Here is a 14,047-nt window from a genome sequence, read left to right as displayed (position 1 = left end):
GCTAAGATTGACCCTCCAACCGAGAGGCGCTGCAACGGGTGACGAGCCCGCCACGCTCGGTGGGGTTAGACATCCGCAAGGGCGCCTCCCACGATGGGAGGCCGCGTGTCGGAAAACGCCCTGCGAGAGCTGCTGGACCAGCGGGTCGCGGTGCTGGACGGCGCCTGGGGCACCATGCTCCAAGCCGCCGCGCTCACCCCGGCCGACTACCGCGGCGATCTGCTCGGCGACCACACGCACGACGTCACCGGTGACCCGGACCTGCTCAACCTGACCCGGCCGGACCTCATCCTCGACGTGCACCGCCGCTACCTGGCCGCGGGCGCGGACATCACCACCACCAACACGTTCACCGCGACGAGCATCGCCCAGGCCGACTACGGCCTGGAGGAGCTGGTGCGCGAGATGAACCTGCGCGGCGCCCAACTCGCCCGCCAGGCCGCCGACGAGGCGGGCGGCCGGTTCGTCGCGGGTTCGGTCGGCCCGCTCAACGTCACCCTGTCGCTGTCGCCGCGAGTCGAGGACCCGGCGTACCGGACGGTCACGTTCGACCAGGTCAAGGACTCCTACGCGGAGCAGATCGGCGCGCTCGCCGAGGGCGGCGTCGACCTGCTGCTGATCGAGACGATCTTCGACACGCTCAACGCGAAGGCCGCCGTCGCTGCGGCCCGCGAGGTCGCGCCGCACCTGCCGTTGTGGATCTCGGTCACCATCGTGGACCTGAGCGGGCGGACGCTGTCCGGACAGACCGTCGAGGCGTTCTGGAACTCCGTCGCGCACGCCGACCCGCTCGTGGTGGGCGTGAACTGCTCGCTGGGCGCGACCGAGATGCGGCCGCACGTCGCCGAGCTGGCCCGGCTCGCGGGCACCTACACCGCGAGCCACCCCAACGCCGGGCTGCCCAACGCGTTCGGCGGCTACGACCAGACCCCGGACGAGACGGCCGCGCTGCTGCACGAGTTCGCCGAGGACGGCGTGGTCAACATCGTGGGCGGCTGCTGCGGCACGACGCCCGACCACATCGCGCGGATCGCCACGGCGGTCAAGGACATGGCGCCGCGGCCCGTGGCGAGCAGGCCGGAGCGGACCCGGTTCAGCGGTCTGGAGCCGTTCGAGATCGGCGCGGACACCGGGTTCGTGATGATCGGCGAGCGCACCAACGTGACCGGATCGGCGAAGTTCCGCCGGCTGATCGAGGGCGACAACTACCAGGCGGCGGTGGACGTCGCGCTGGAGCAGGTGCGCGGCGGCGCGAACCTGCTCGACGTGAACATGGACGCCGACCTGCTCGACAGCGAGCGGGCGATGACCACGTTCCTCAACCTGGTCGCCACCGAGCCGGAGATCGCCCGGGTGCCGATCATGATCGACAGCTCGCGGTGGAGCGTGCTGGAGGCCGGGCTGAAGTGCGTGCAGGGCAAGGGTGTGGTCAACTCGATCAGCCTGAAGGAGGGCGAGGAGCCGTTCCTGGCCCAGGCCCGCCGCATCCGCGACTTCGGTGCGGGCGTGGTGGTGATGGCGTTCGACGAGCTGGGCCAGGCCGACACCGCCGAGCGCAAGGTCGAGATCTGCGGTCGCGCGTACGACCTGCTGACGCAGAAGGCCGACTTCCCGGCCGAGGACATCATCTTCGACCCGAACGTGCTGGCGGTGGCGACCGGCATCGCGGAGCACAACGGGTACGCCAAGGCGTTCCTGGAAGCGATCCCGCTGATCAAGCAGCGCTGCCCGGGCGTGCGGATCAGCGGTGGCATCTCCAACCTGTCGTTCTCGTTCCGCGGCAACGACACCGTGCGCGAGGCGATGCACTCGTCGTTCCTGTACCACGGTGTGCGCGCGGGCCTGGACATGGGCATCGTCAACGCCGGTCAGCTCGCGGTCTACGAGGACATCCCGAAGGACCTGCTGGAGCTGGTCGAGGACGTGCTGTTCGACCGCCGCCCGGACGCCACGGACCGGCTGGTGTCGTTCGCCGAGACGGTGGCGGGCTCGGGCACCAAGCGGGTGATCGACCTGGCGTGGCGCGAGGGCCCGGTGGCCAAGCGGCTGGAGCACGCGCTGGTGCACGGCATCGTGGACTTCATCATCGAGGACACCGAAGAGGCACGGCTGGAGGCCAAGCGGCCGCTGGACGTGATCGAGGGTCCGTTGATGGACGGCATGAAGGTCGTCGGCGACCTGTTCGGCGCGGGCAAGATGTTCCTGCCGCAGGTGGTGAAGAGCGCGCGGGTGATGAAGCGCGCGGTGGCGCACCTGGAGCCGTACATGGACGCGGAGAAGGAAGCCTCCGGCTCCACCCGCGGCAACGGCAAGGTCGTGCTGGCCACGGTGAAGGGCGACGTGCACGACATCGGCAAGAACATCGTCGGCGTGGTGCTGGGCTGCAACAACTACGACGTGGTCGACCTGGGCGTGATGGTGCCCGCGGCGAAGATCCTGGACACCGCGATCGCCGAGGGCGCGGACGCGGTCGGCCTGTCCGGGCTGATCACGCCGTCGCTGGACGAGATGGTGTCGGTGGCGGCGGAGATGCAGCGGCGCGGGATGAAGCTGCCGCTGCTGATCGGTGGCGCGACGACGTCCCGCCAGCACACGGCGGTGCGCATCGCGCCCGCGTACGACCAGACCACGGTGCACGTGCTGGACGCGTCGCGGGTCGCGGGCGTGGTGTCGGCGCTGCTGGACGAGGACCGCGCCGAGGAGCTGGGCGCGGCGACGCGGGTCGAGCAGCAGCGGTTGCGCGAGGAGCACGAGAACCGGCAGAGCACGCCATTGCTGACCGTCGAGCAGGCGCGGGCGAACGCCGAGGTGGTGGCGTTCGAGGAGTTGCCGACGCCCGCGTTCACCGGGCTGCGCGTGGTGGAGCCGTCGCTGGCCGAGCTGCGCGAGATGATCGACTGGACGTTCTTCTTCCTGGCCTGGGAGCTCAAGGGCAAGTTCCCGAAGATCCTGAAGACCAACCCGGCCGCGCAGGAGCTGTTCGACGACGCGAACGCGATGCTCGACCAGATCATCGCCGACGGCTCGCTGCGGGCGAAGGGCGTGTACGGCTTCTGGCCCGCGCACGCCGAGGGTGACGACATCGTGGTGGACGGCAGGCGGCTGCCGATGCTGCGGCAGCAGACGACCAAGCCGCAGAGCAGGCCGAACCGCTGCCTGGCCGACTACGTCGCGCCGGAGGGTGACCACCTGGGCGGGTTCGCGGTCGCGATCCACGGCGCAGAGGAGCTGTCCGGGCGGTACGAGCGCGAGCAGGACGACTACAAGTCGATCATGGTGAAGGCGTTGGCCGACCGGCTGGCCGAGGCGTTCGCCGAGCACGTCCACCTCCGGGCGCGGCGCGACTGGTTCGAGCCTGACGCCGACCCGGCGCTGGAGGACCTGCACGCCGAGCGGTTCCGCGGCATCCGGCCCGCGTTCGGCTACCCGGCGAGCCCGGACCACAGCGAGAAGCAGGACCTGTTCGCGCTGCTGGAGGCCGAGCAGGTGGGCATGGCGTTGACCGACTCGTTCGCCATGACCCCGGCGGCGAGCGTCAGCGGCGTGATCTTCGCGAACCCCGGTGCGCGCTACTTCACCGTCGGCCGGATCGGTCGGGACCAGGTGGTCGACTACGCCCGCCGCCGCGGCATGCCGCTGGCGGAGGTCGAGCGGTGGTTGCGGCCCAACCTGGCGTACGAGCCGGGTGCCTGAGCAGGGGTAGCCGAGTCGGGGACCGTCGAGCGGGGGCCGGTCCTAGGCCCCTGGTCCGGTGTCGTGCGTCCGGGGGGCGCGGGGGCGCTGGGACAGGTGGACCGGCAGGGCGGTGAGGCTGCGGATGGTCGGCGACGCGTACCAGGCGAGTTGTTCTTCCGGCACGGCGAGCTCCAGGTGGACGTCGTCGCGCAGCAGTGCGCCGAGCGCGGCGCGCACCTCGACGCGGGCGAGGTGCGCCCCGATGCAGTGGTGCGTGCCGTAGCCGAGCGAGAGGTGCCGGTTGGCGCCCCGGTCGGGCTCGAACACCTGCGGGTGCTCGAAGGCCGCGGCGTCGCGATTGGCCAGCGGAAGGGCCGCGGTGACCCGATCGCCGGCCCTGATACACGCCTCGCCGAGGGTGACGTCCTCGGTGGCGACGCGGGCCATGCTCAGGGTGACCGAGGGGCTGTAGCGGAACGACTCCTCGATGACGCCGTCGAGCAGCGAGGGGTTCTCGCGCAGCGACGCCAGCAGGGCGGGGCGGGTCAGCAGGCAGAGCACGGCGTTGCCGATCTGGGCGGCGGCCAGCGCGTGGCCGTCGAAGAACAGGGACGCGGCGAGGCCGGTCAGCTCGGTGTCGGTGAGCAGGCCGCGGTCGTGGTGCGCGGCGACGAGGTCGGCCAGCAGGCCGGGCGGCAGGTCGGGGTCGGCCAGCAGGTCGGTGACCTCGGCGTGCAGCAGCAGTTCCGCGTGGTAGGTCTCGGTCGGGTCGGCGGCGCCGGGCGTGCCGAGCCGGCGCAGGGAGCTGAGGCCGATCGACTCGCGGCGGGCGGCGGGCACGCCGAGCAGCTCGCAGTGGGCGGTGAAGGTCAGCGGTGCGCAGAAGTCCGCGATCAGGTCCGTCACGGGGCCGGACCGGACGGCCTCGTGCAGCAGCCGCTCGGCGATCCGCTCGATGGTGGGGCGCAAGCGCTCGACGCGTCTGGCGGAGAACGCGCCGCCGATGATGTTGCGGATCCGGGTGTGCCTCGGCGGGTCCATCTCGGTGATCGACATCTGCAGCGCGGGCCCGCGCGGGTGGCACGCCTCGGAGGCCTCGGCCCGGCTGAACCGCCCGTCCCGCAGGAAGTCCCGCGTCTCGGGGTAGCCGGTCACGAGCCACTGGCCGCCGTCCGGGCCGTGCACGGGCACCACCGCGGGGTCGACCGGGACCGCGGTGGTGCCGATCAGCTGCCGCTGGTGCGCGCCGTCGACGAACTCCGCTCCCCCGAGGCCGTGGGCGGTGCTGACCGTGGTCATGGTGACTTCCTCTCCTCAGCGAGTACCGGGACAGTTGCCGTGCGACGACCGAGCAGGCACACCGCGAGGCAGACCGGTGCGAGGACCACCATCGCGGTGCGGAGGTCGCTGCGGTCGGCGATCTGGCCGACCACCGCCGGCCCCAGGAGCAGGCCCAGGTTGGCCAACGAGGCGGTCGCGCCGATGAGCGCGCCGCGCTCACCGGATGGCGCGCCGCGCCCGGCCAGCCCGTAGGTGACGGGTGTGACGACCGAGATCGCGGCGCCGACCAGCGCCGTGCCGGCCAGCGCGATGAGCGGCTCGGCGGCCGTGGCGATCAGCAGCACCCCCACCCCGGAGACCAGCCCGGCGGCCTGGAGCAGCGTCCGGTCCGTGGCGCGGACGGACAGCCAGTGCCCGCCCAGGCGGCCCGCGGCCATCATCCCGGCGAACACCCCGGGCGCGGCGGCCGACCAGGGCGGTGCCGCGTCCAGGACGTCGGACAGGAACACCGCGCTCCACTGCTGCACACCGCTCTCGACCAGCATCGCCAGACCGGCCAGCAGCACCAGCAGCGGCACGGGGCGGATCCGTGGGCGGACGGCGCCCGGCGTCCGTTCGCGGCGGGCGCTCCGCTCCTGGCGGCCCACGTGCCGCGGGAACGAGTCGCGCACCGCCCACACCCAGCCGACCAGGCCGATCGCCAGCACCACCGACACCGCACGCGCGGGCACACCGGCCGTCGCGACCAGTCCCGTCAGGGCGCTGCACACCAGCACGCCGACGCTGAACAACGCGTGCGCCCGGTTCATCACCCGCGCCCCGGTCCGGGTCTCCGCGGCCGAGGCGAGCGCCACCACCACGACGTTGCAGGCGCCGGAGCCGAACCCGAACAACGCGATCGACACGACCAGGCCGGGCACCGAGCCGGCCGTCGTCGGCAGCACGGCCGTCACCGCGAACAGCACGAGGACCGACGCCACGACCACCCGGCCGAAGCGGTCCAGCAGGCGGCCCACCCACGCCATCGCGGGCAGCGCGGCCACCGCGCCGACCAGCAGCGCCAACCCCAGCTGCCCGGTGGTCGCGCCGGTCGCCGCCCGCACCTCGGGCAGGGCGGCCAGGTACGGACCCCACAACGCGCCGTACGCGGTGAACGCGACGAGCACCACCGCGTTGTTGCGCGGCGGCGCCGCGATCACCGTCATACCCGCTGTCACACCCGCCTCCGCGGGTCGGAATCCGAGTGGCGGGACAACCGGAACACCGAAAGCAGCCGACGGGTCAGCCAGTTGTCGTCCGAGGAGGGAATGGGTGTTTTCGCAGGCACGTCCATCGGTCGACAACGTATCCACGTTGCCGACCACCGTGATGGCCGCCACCATTCCCGCCTTCGGAATCACGCAGGGCAATTTCGAAGAAACGGGTCCTGAGCTGCACGCCCATTGATTTCGACCGGCCCGCGCGCGGCTGCGGCGGCGCTCTTATCGCGATATTGCGCAAGACCGGGAACAACCGGCGCGGGAAGGTTCGGCCGGGAAAACGAAGGCCCCGCCGCCACGGGGGACGACGGGGCCTTCGGGCAAGGCGCTCAGACGGTGACCGGTTCGCGCTCCTCCACGGGCCGAGCGGACCGGCGCGCCAGCCTGCGCTCCTTGCGGCCCTCGACCATCGAGTACAGCGTGGGCACCAGCACCAGGGTGAGCAGGGTGGAGCTGATCAGGCCGCCGATCACCACGATCGCCAGCGGCTTGCCGATGAACGCGCCCTCACCGGTGATGCCCAGCGCCATCGGCAGCAGCGCGAAGATCGTGGCCGCGGCGGTCATCAGGATCGGCCGCAGCCGCCGCCGTCCGCCCTCGACCACCGCCTCCCGCACCGGCATCCCGTCCCGCCGGTACTGGTTGACCAGGTCGATCAACACGATCGCGTTGGTCACCACGATCCCGACGAGCATCAGCATGCCGATCAGCGCGGGCAGGCCGAGCGGGGTGCCGGTGAGCAGGAGCAGGCCGATCGCGCCGGTCGCCGCGAACGGGATGGACACCAGCAGGATCAGCGGCTGCACCAGGCTGCGGAACGTCGCCACCATGATCAGGAACACGATCGCGATGGCCGCGAGCATGGCCAGGCCCAGGTCGGCGAACGTCTCGGCCTGGTCGGCGCTGACGCCGCCGATGCTGTGCGAGGCACCGGACGGCAGGTCCAGGGCGTCCAGGCGGGAGGTCAGCTCGGCCGTCACCGCGCCCAGGTCCGAGCCGGTGGCCTTGGCCGACACGGTGGCGCTGCGCGCGCCGTCGGTGCGCCGCACCTGCACCGGACCGTCCACCACGGCCACCTCGGCGACCTGGCCGAGCGTGATGCCGCCCGGCAGCGGCAACGCGCGCAACGCGTCGACGTCGGCCGGCGCGCTGCCCGTGCGCAGCAGGATCTGCTGGGATACGCCGTCGATCGGCAGCTGCGCCACCGGCACGCCGCGCAGCGCCTGCGCCGCGAACTGGCCGATGGTCTGGCTGCTGAGCCCGCGGGCCGCGGCGGTGGCCTGGTTGACCGTCACCTGCACGCGCGGCGCGCTCACCGACAGGTCGTTGGTGACCTCGCCGACGCCGGGCGTGCCGGTGACGACCTGCTGCACGCGGTCGGCCGCGTCCCGCAGCGCGGCCGCGTCGGGCGCGGTGACCAGCACGTCGATCGTGTCCGAGCCGAAGCCGGACGCGGCCGCGCCGAACGCCACCTCGCCCGCGCCGGGCGTGTTGCCCAGCTGCTCGGTCAGCCGGTCCTGCAGCGCTTCCAGGTCCGTGCCCTCGCGCACGGTGGCGCGGACGCGGGTGTCGCCGTCACCGCCGAAGCCGAACGCGGCCAGGCTGTTGTCGGTGCCGACGGTGACCTGGTAGGTCTCCACCTCGTCGGTCTCCGCGAGCACCCCTTCGAGCTGCCGGGCGGCGTCGTCGCGGGCGGCGAGGCTGCTGCCGGGCGGCATCTTCTGGGTGCCCTGCAACGCGGTGCCGCCCGCGTTGTCGATGAAGTTGGTCTGCAGCGAGCTCGCCAGGCCGAGCGTGCCGCCGAAGATGAGCACCGCGATCAGCAACGTCACCCAACGCCGTGTGGTGGCGAACTTGAGCACGGGCACGTAAGCGCGCTGCAACGGGCTGCGCTTCTCCTTCTCCAGCGCGGCCTCGCGCGCCTTCGCGGCTTCCTCGGGGTCGGTCGGCACGGCCGGGCGCTTGAGGAACCAGAACGCCAGCACCGGCACGATCGTCAACGACACCAGCAGCGACGCCAGCAACGCCACCGTGACGGTGACGGAGAACGGCCCGAACAGCTCCCCCGCGATGCCGCCGACGAACGCGATCGGCAGGAACACCGCGACCGTGGTCAGCGTGGACGCGGTCACCGCGCCCGCCACCTCACGCGTGCCGTCGAGGACCGCGCGTTGCTTCTCCTCGCCGTAGCCGAGGTGCCGCTTGATGTTCTCCAGCACCACGATCGAGTCGTCCACCACCCGGCCGACCGCGATCGTGAGCGCGCCCAGGGTGAGCAGGTTCAGCGACAGGTCGCCGGTGTAGAGCGCGATCAGCGCGACCACCACGGACAGCGGGATCGACACCGCCGTCACCAGCGTGGACCGCACCGACAGCAGGAACAGCAGGATCACGAGCACCGCGAACAGCAGGCCGAGCAGGCCCTCGGTGGTCAGGCCGCTGATCGCCTTCTCCACCTGCGGGCCCTGGTCGAACGCGACGGTGAGCGTGGAGTCGGCCGCCTCGCCCCACTCGCCGAGCTTGTCGCGGACCTGCCGGGAGATCTCGACCGCGTTGCCGTCGGAGGTCATGGTGACGCTGATGCCGAGCGTCGCATCGCCGTTGGTGCGGGTCAGGACGGTCGCCGCCGCGGGCGTGGACTCGACCTTGGCCACGTCGCCCAGCTTCACCGGGCCGGCGGGCGAGGCGAGCGGCAGGGCGCGCAGGTCGTCCACGGTGCCGACCGGGCTGCCGACCTGCACGGTCAGCGTCTGGTCGGCCTGCGGGACGGTGCCCGCGGGCACGACCGCGCCCGCGGTGGTCAGGGCCGTGGTCAGGGCCTGCGGGTCGACCCGGGCCGCGCCGAGGCGGGCGTAGTCGACGGTGACGGTGACCTGGCGGTCGCGCTCACCGCTGACCGTCGCCTCGCGCACGCCGGGGATGGCCTCCAGGCCGGGCACGACCTCGGCGCGCAGCCGGGTCGCGGCGGCGATGTCGTCGTCACCGGAGGTCGCGGCGAGCGCGATGACCGGGATGTCGTCGGTGCTGCCCTGGGCGACGGTCGGCTCGACGCCCTGCGGCAGGCGGGGCTGGAGCCGGTTCACCGCCTGCTGCATCTCGGCCACGGCGGCGGCGATGTCGGTGCCGTAGGTGAACATCACCTGCACGGTCGCCGAGCTCTCGGCGGAGCGGGTGAGCACCTGCTCGACGCCGTCGACGCCGCGCACGGCCGACTGGATCGGCTCGGCGACCTGGCTGTCCACCAGGTCGGGCGACGCGCCGGGGAACGGCGCGATGACCACCGCGGCGGGCAGCTCGATGGACGGGAACAGCTGCTGCTTGATCGAGGGCAGCGTGAACACACCGAAACCGATCACGAGCAGGCTGAGCAGCCCGACGAGACTTCGGTTGGCCAGGCTCAGCCGAGCCAGCACGGACATCGTGGGAATCTCCTTGGTGAGCGGACCGGCCGGCGCGCTGCCGTCGAGGGAACCGACGGTCGGACGACTGCGCGGGGTGCCGCGGGCGGATGTGCGAACGCTGGCACACGCCACCTGAGAACGGGCTCAGACATGGGTTGATTCCACGCCGCGTGGACGGCCGTTGACCTGCGAGGATCGTGCTCACAGCAAGATCGGGACGGCCGGGTGATCTTTGTCACGGAGGCCGGGGAACCATCCCCGGCCTCCTCCACCCACGGCGACGTGCCCTGCCGGACGCCCTTGGTCTCGGCCGCCACCACGGATCGGTCCGCCGGTGTGGGGCCGACGGTCCGACTGCACTACGAGACCGGGTGCCTCCGAGTTCAACGGTCCAGTTCGGAGTTCCGCAGTCCCGTGCGGCGCAGCCACAGCAGGCCGAGCACGGGCAGCACGAGCGGGATGAACCCGTAGCCGCCGCCGAAGTCCGACCACACGGTGGCGTCCGGGAACGCGCCCGCGAACACCAGGCTCGCCGCGCCGACGACGATCACCCCGGCCAGCTCCACGCCGCACGCGAGGTACGCGACCCGCCGCGACACCACGCCGGCCAGCGCGGCCGTGGCCACGACGTACACGACGGCCGCGAACGCCGACAGCGCGTACGCCAGCGGCGCCCGCTCGAAGTGGGTGGCGATCTGCACCGCCGACCGGGCCGTGGCGGCGATGGCGAAGATCCCGTAGACCGCGATCAGCATCCGACCCGGGCCGGACCGGGTCGCCTCCGCCAGCTCCCGGGACCGCTCAGCCACGGAGCGCCCAGATCTGGTCGAGGCGCAGGATCATCACCGGCACGCTCAGGCACGCCACGGCCAACACCCCCGCACCCCACCGCGACCGGTCGCCCATCGCCCAGAACGCGCCGACCGGCAGCACCGAGACCACCGCGATCAGGTACCCGAAGAAGGTGGCCCGGTTCATCTCGCCGCGGTCGGCGCCGATCACGTTGACGGTGGCCAGCACCGCCTGCACGAGCAGCCCGGCCTCCAGGAGCACGACGACCGCGGCGAGGCCGAGGGTGGGTTTGGTGGCCAACGTGATGGGCCGGTCGGTGACGACCAGCACCAGCGACCACAGGGCGGCGACGAGCGCCACGACCGTCAGCGCGGTCGCGAGGACTTGGATCATCGGAGCTTCCCGGTCGTTCGGACGTACCGCGGCAACCTACCCCGCGTCACGGCAGCAGCAGCTTGAAGCCCTCGTGGGACTGGGTGAAGCCGAGGCGGCGGTAGAAGCGGTGCGCGTCCACGCGGGTCTTGTCCGACGTGAACTGGACGATGACGCAACCGCGGGCCCTCGCCTCGTCGACCGCCCACCGCACCAGCTCCTCCCCCAGCCCCTGCCCGCGCATCGAGGACGCCACCCGCACCGCCTCGACCTGCGCCCGCGCCGCGCCCCGCCGCGACAGGCCGCGCAACACCGTGAGCTGGAGCGTGCCCACGACCTCCCCGTCCCGTTCCGCCACCGCCAGCAGCTCGTGCCCGGCCGCGTCGATCGCCTCGAACGCCCGCAGGTAGGGCGCCAGGTCGTCCGGTGACTCGCGCCGCGCGCCCAACTCGTCGTCGGCGAGCATGGCGACGATGGCGGGTACGTCCTCGGCGGTCGCACGGCGGATGATCACTGGCACGGTCCTCCCCTGGTGGTCGGCGGTCCCATCCGCCCCTGCCCCGAGTATGACCACCGCCTCCTGGGAGCGGGCGAAGGCGTCGGGGTCAGGCGAGCCTGACCCCGCGCCGCCACACGTCGACCACGGCGCCGATCGCCGTGATGTCGGTGGTCGGGTCGCCGTCGACCAGCAGCAGGTCCGCGCGCAGGCCCGGTCGGACGCGGCCGCGGTCGGTCAGTCCGAAGTGGACGGCGGGCGCGCCGGTGGCCGAGGCCAGGGCTTCCAGCGGGGTCAGGCCGGCTCCGGTGAGCAGTTCCAGCTCGCGGTGCAGGCCCACGCCGTGCCGGGGTGCCCACGGGTTGGCGTCCGTGCCCGCCACGATCGGCACGCCGGCCTCGTGCAGCACACGGGCCGCGTGCACGGCGTGCTCGAAGCTGCCGTGCGCGGCGTGGTCGACGGTCGCCGCCCGGCCGGTGATCGACTCGAAGTACACGAGCGTGCTGACCACGAAGACGCCTCGTCGCGCGACGCGGCCGACCAGGTCGTCGCCCGCGTCGCACCACACGTGCGCCAGGCCGTCGACCCCCGCGTCCACCGCGATCCCGACCTCCCTCGCGGTGATGGCGTGGGCGATGACCTTGAGGCCGCGGGCGTGTGCCGCGTCCACCAACGCCTCCACCACGTCCGGCGCGAGGGTGGGCAGGTCGACGCCGTGCACGCCGCCGTCGTCGATCACGACCTTCAGGTAGTCCACGCCCTCCGCCGCCCGTGCCGCGACGAACGCCCGTGCCGCCGCCACGTCCGCGACGGTCTCGAACGGTTGCGCGGCGTCGCCGAACCCGTCGCCGACGGATGCCGGCAGTTGGCTCGGGTGTCCTCCCGGCGCGGTGGCGAGCAGGCCCGAGCTGCGCAGGTCGGCGACGTCGTCACGGGACGCGGCGAGCTCGCGCTGCCGTGCCAGGTTGCCCGGCAGGCAGAACATGTCCAGCTCAGTCGTCACACCGGCCGCCAGCGCGTCGGCCAGGCTGCCGTCGAACGTGTGCGTGTGCCCGTCGATCAGCCCCGGCAGCAGGGTCCTGCCCCGGCCGTCCACCTCGACGTCGCACCGACCACCGGGCTCGGCGATCAGCGGGCCGTCGATCAGCACGTCGGCACGCGGCACGACGCGGCGGCCGTCGAACACGCGCACGTCACGGATCAGGGTTCGCATGGTGTCTCCCTCCAACGGGTTCGTCACCGACCAAGAGGGAGCGCGACCGGGCGACCGTGACGTGCTGAGGTCCACGTCACACCGCGTCACAGCCCATCCGCCGCAGCGCTCTTAGAGTCGACGCGAGGGAGGGACCATGGGCGGCACGGAGGCGTTCGTCGAGCACCGGGAACTGCTGTTCTCCATCGTCTACGGGATGCTCGGCACGGTCGCCGACACCGAGGACGTGCTCCAGGAGACGTGGTTGTCCTGGGCGCCGCGGGACAACGTCGAGAACCCGCGCGCCTACCTGGTGCGGATCGCGGTCAACCACGCGTTGCGCCGCCGGGAGAGGAGCGGTCGCGACACCTACCCCGGTCAGTGGTTGCCCGAACCGCTCGTCGGCGACACCGCGGACGAGGTGGTGCGCGGCGAGGAGTTCTCGATGGCCGTGCTGGTGGTGCTGGAGACCCTCACCCCCGCCGAACGCGCGGTGTTCGTGCTGCACGAGGTGTTCGGGTACGCGCACCCGGAGATCGCGGCCATCCTCGGGCGCAGTCCGGCGGCCGTGCGGCAGCTCGCGCACCGGGCGCGGGCGCACGTGCAGGCCCGCCGGCCCCGGTTCACCGTGGACCCGCGCACCCGGCGGGCGGTGACCGAGCGGTTCGTGGCCGCCGCGCTGGGCGGTGACCTCGAAGGACTGCTGCGGGTGCTCGCGCCGGACGTGACGCTGTGGACCGACGGCGGCGGCAAGGGGCCCGCCACGAGCCCGGAGCCGGTGCACGGCCGGGACCGGGTGGCGCGGTTGCTGATCGCGGTCGCGAAGGGCGTCCCGAGCACCGCGGACCTGAGGTTGCGCCGCGTGCAGGGCGACCCGGCGGTGCTGCTGTTCGCCGACGACGCCCCGTTCGCCGTGCTGGTGCTGGAGGTCCGCGGCGACGTGGTCGGCGGCGTCTACTCGATCACCAACCCGGACAAGCTCACCCGCCTCGGCTAACGCGGTCCCGCGCCGTGCAGCAGGGTGTCGACCACCCGCTGCGCCAACGCGTCCGGTTCCAGGCCGCTGTCCGGCCCGTGCACGGCCTCGCCGATCAACGCGTAGAACACGCGGCGCGTCCAGTCGAGGTCGGTCGCGGCGTCCAGCAGCCCGTCGTCGCGCGCCCGGCGCAACAACGCCAGGCAGCGGTCGTCCACCCGCCGCTTGCCCTCGGCGGCGGGTGAGTCGGCGTCGGTGAAGACCAGGCCCATCGCGAACGGCCACCCGATCTTGACCCGCAGCACGTTCGCGGTGATCTCGTGCAGCGCGACCACCGGCGGCGCGGTCTCCGGCCGGCCCGCGTCCATCACGTCGTCCAGCTGCCGCACCACGTCCGCGGTCATCGCCTCCACCAGCGCCTGCCGGTTGGCGAACCGCCGGTGCACGGTGGTGCGCGCGACGCCCGCGGCCTCGGCGATCTGCTCCATGGACGCACCGGGGTTGACCGACAGCACCCGCTCGGCGGCTTCGAGGATCGTGCGCACGCTGCGTTCGGCGTCGGCGCGCAACGGCCGGGTCGCTCCCAAGATGTCCCCTTTCGGC

General features: G+C 72.6%; 11 protein-coding genes and 1 riboswitch. Of the genes, 3 read left to right on the top strand and 8 right to left on the bottom strand.

What is annotated here, in order from left to right:
• The first annotated feature begins 15 nt into the window (after nucleotides 1-15).
• Nucleotides 16-94, top strand: a riboswitch (S-adenosyl-L-homocysteine riboswitch).
• Nucleotides 94-3,693: a methionine synthase gene (gene metH / locus AB0K14_RS12970; protein ID WP_360449995.1), complete on the top strand. Its 3,600-nt coding sequence runs from the start codon at nucleotides 94-96 to the stop codon at nucleotides 3,691-3,693. Its footprint overlaps the riboswitch before it by 1 nt.
• 42 nt (nucleotides 3,694-3,735) lie before the next feature.
• Here the strand turns inward: metH and AB0K14_RS12965 are convergent, their stop codons facing one another.
• Nucleotides 3,736-4,974 carry a cytochrome P450 gene (locus AB0K14_RS12965; RefSeq protein WP_360449992.1) on the bottom strand — a complete coding sequence of 413 codons (1,239 nt, stop codon included), beginning with the start codon at nucleotides 4,972-4,974 and terminating at the stop codon, nucleotides 3,736-3,738.
• The gene (locus AB0K14_RS12960; RefSeq protein ID WP_360449990.1) at nucleotides 4,971-6,173 is read right to left on the bottom strand and encodes an MFS transporter; all 1,203 of its coding nucleotides are present in this window, start codon (nucleotides 6,171-6,173) and stop codon (nucleotides 4,971-4,973) included. The genes AB0K14_RS12965 and AB0K14_RS12960 overlap by 4 nt, the downstream gene beginning before the upstream one ends.
• Before the next feature lie 94 nt (nucleotides 6,174-6,267).
• On the opposite strand from AB0K14_RS12960, the gene AB0K14_RS12955 reads away from it, so the two are divergent.
• The gene (locus tag AB0K14_RS12955) at nucleotides 6,268-6,402 is read left to right on the top strand and encodes a hypothetical protein (protein WP_360449987.1); all 135 of its coding nucleotides are present in this window, start codon (nucleotides 6,268-6,270) and stop codon (nucleotides 6,400-6,402) included.
• Nucleotides 6,403-6,544: 142 nt separating this feature from the next.
• Here AB0K14_RS12955 and AB0K14_RS12950 read toward each other — a convergent pair whose 3' ends face one another.
• From AB0K14_RS12950 to AB0K14_RS12930, 5 genes are all read right to left on the bottom strand, one after another.
• Nucleotides 6,545-9,634, bottom strand: coding sequence for an efflux RND transporter permease subunit (locus tag AB0K14_RS12950; RefSeq protein ID WP_360449985.1), 3,090 nt, complete (start codon nucleotides 9,632-9,634; stop codon nucleotides 6,545-6,547).
• A gap of 365 nt (nucleotides 9,635-9,999) precedes the next feature.
• Nucleotides 10,000-10,371: a hypothetical protein gene (locus tag AB0K14_RS12945; protein ID WP_360450667.1), complete on the bottom strand. Its 372-nt coding sequence runs from the start codon at nucleotides 10,369-10,371 to the stop codon at nucleotides 10,000-10,002.
• 46 nt (nucleotides 10,372-10,417) lie between these two features.
• Nucleotides 10,418-10,801 (bottom strand): hypothetical protein, encoded by a 384-nt coding sequence (locus AB0K14_RS12940; protein ID WP_360449983.1) that lies wholly within the window; start codon nucleotides 10,799-10,801, stop codon nucleotides 10,418-10,420.
• A 46-nt stretch (nucleotides 10,802-10,847) separates the two neighbouring features.
• Nucleotides 10,848-11,294 (bottom strand): GNAT family N-acetyltransferase, encoded by a 447-nt coding sequence (locus AB0K14_RS12935; RefSeq protein ID WP_360450664.1) that lies wholly within the window; start codon nucleotides 11,292-11,294, stop codon nucleotides 10,848-10,850.
• Between the two features lie 91 nt (nucleotides 11,295-11,385).
• Nucleotides 11,386-12,489, bottom strand: coding sequence for an amidohydrolase family protein (locus tag AB0K14_RS12930; RefSeq protein WP_360449981.1), 1,104 nt, complete (start codon nucleotides 12,487-12,489; stop codon nucleotides 11,386-11,388).
• A 136-nt stretch (nucleotides 12,490-12,625) separates the two neighbouring features.
• Here AB0K14_RS12930 and sigJ point away from each other — a divergent pair, with 136 nt between their 5' ends.
• A complete protein-coding gene (sigJ, locus tag AB0K14_RS12925; RefSeq protein WP_360449978.1) occupies nucleotides 12,626-13,465 on the top strand; it encodes an RNA polymerase sigma factor SigJ in 840 nt (279 codons plus the stop codon).
• Here the strand turns inward: sigJ and AB0K14_RS12920 are convergent.
• Complete coding sequence (locus AB0K14_RS12920) at nucleotides 13,462-14,031, bottom strand: TetR/AcrR family transcriptional regulator (RefSeq protein ID WP_360449975.1); 570 nt, start codon at nucleotides 14,029-14,031, stop codon at nucleotides 13,462-13,464. The two genes, sigJ and AB0K14_RS12920, sit on opposite strands and share 4 nt — an antisense overlap.
• Between the last annotated feature and the right edge of the window lie 16 nt (nucleotides 14,032-14,047).

It is taken from the genome of Actinosynnema sp. NPDC050801 (genome assembly GCF_040673975.1).
Classification (GTDB): Bacteria; Actinomycetota; Actinomycetes; order Mycobacteriales; family Pseudonocardiaceae; genus Actinosynnema.
This window is presented reverse-complemented; position numbering and strand designations above follow the sequence as displayed.

What these genes read in the sequence shown, in the direction of transcription:
- metH (WP_360449995.1), top strand. Translation starts at nt 94, where the DNA reads ATGGGAGGCCGCGTGTCGGAAAACGCCCTGCGAGAGCTGCTGGACCAG.
- AB0K14_RS12965 (WP_360449992.1), bottom strand. Translation starts at nt 4,974, where the DNA reads ATGACCACGGTCAGCACCGCCCACGGCCTCGGGGGAGCGGAGTTCGTC.
- AB0K14_RS12950 (WP_360449985.1), bottom strand. Translation starts at nt 9,634, where the DNA reads ATGTCCGTGCTGGCTCGGCTGAGCCTGGCCAACCGAAGTCTCGTCGGG.
- AB0K14_RS12945 (WP_360450667.1), bottom strand. Translation starts at nt 10,371, where the DNA reads ATGCTGATCGCGGTCTACGGGATCTTCGCCATCGCCGCCACGGCCCGG.
- AB0K14_RS12940 (WP_360449983.1), bottom strand. Translation starts at nt 10,801, where the DNA reads ATGATCCAAGTCCTCGCGACCGCGCTGACGGTCGTGGCGCTCGTCGCC.
- AB0K14_RS12930 (WP_360449981.1), bottom strand. Translation starts at nt 12,489, where the DNA reads ATGCGAACCCTGATCCGTGACGTGCGCGTGTTCGACGGCCGCCGCGTC.
- sigJ (WP_360449978.1), top strand. Translation starts at nt 12,626, where the DNA reads ATGGGCGGCACGGAGGCGTTCGTCGAGCACCGGGAACTGCTGTTCTCC.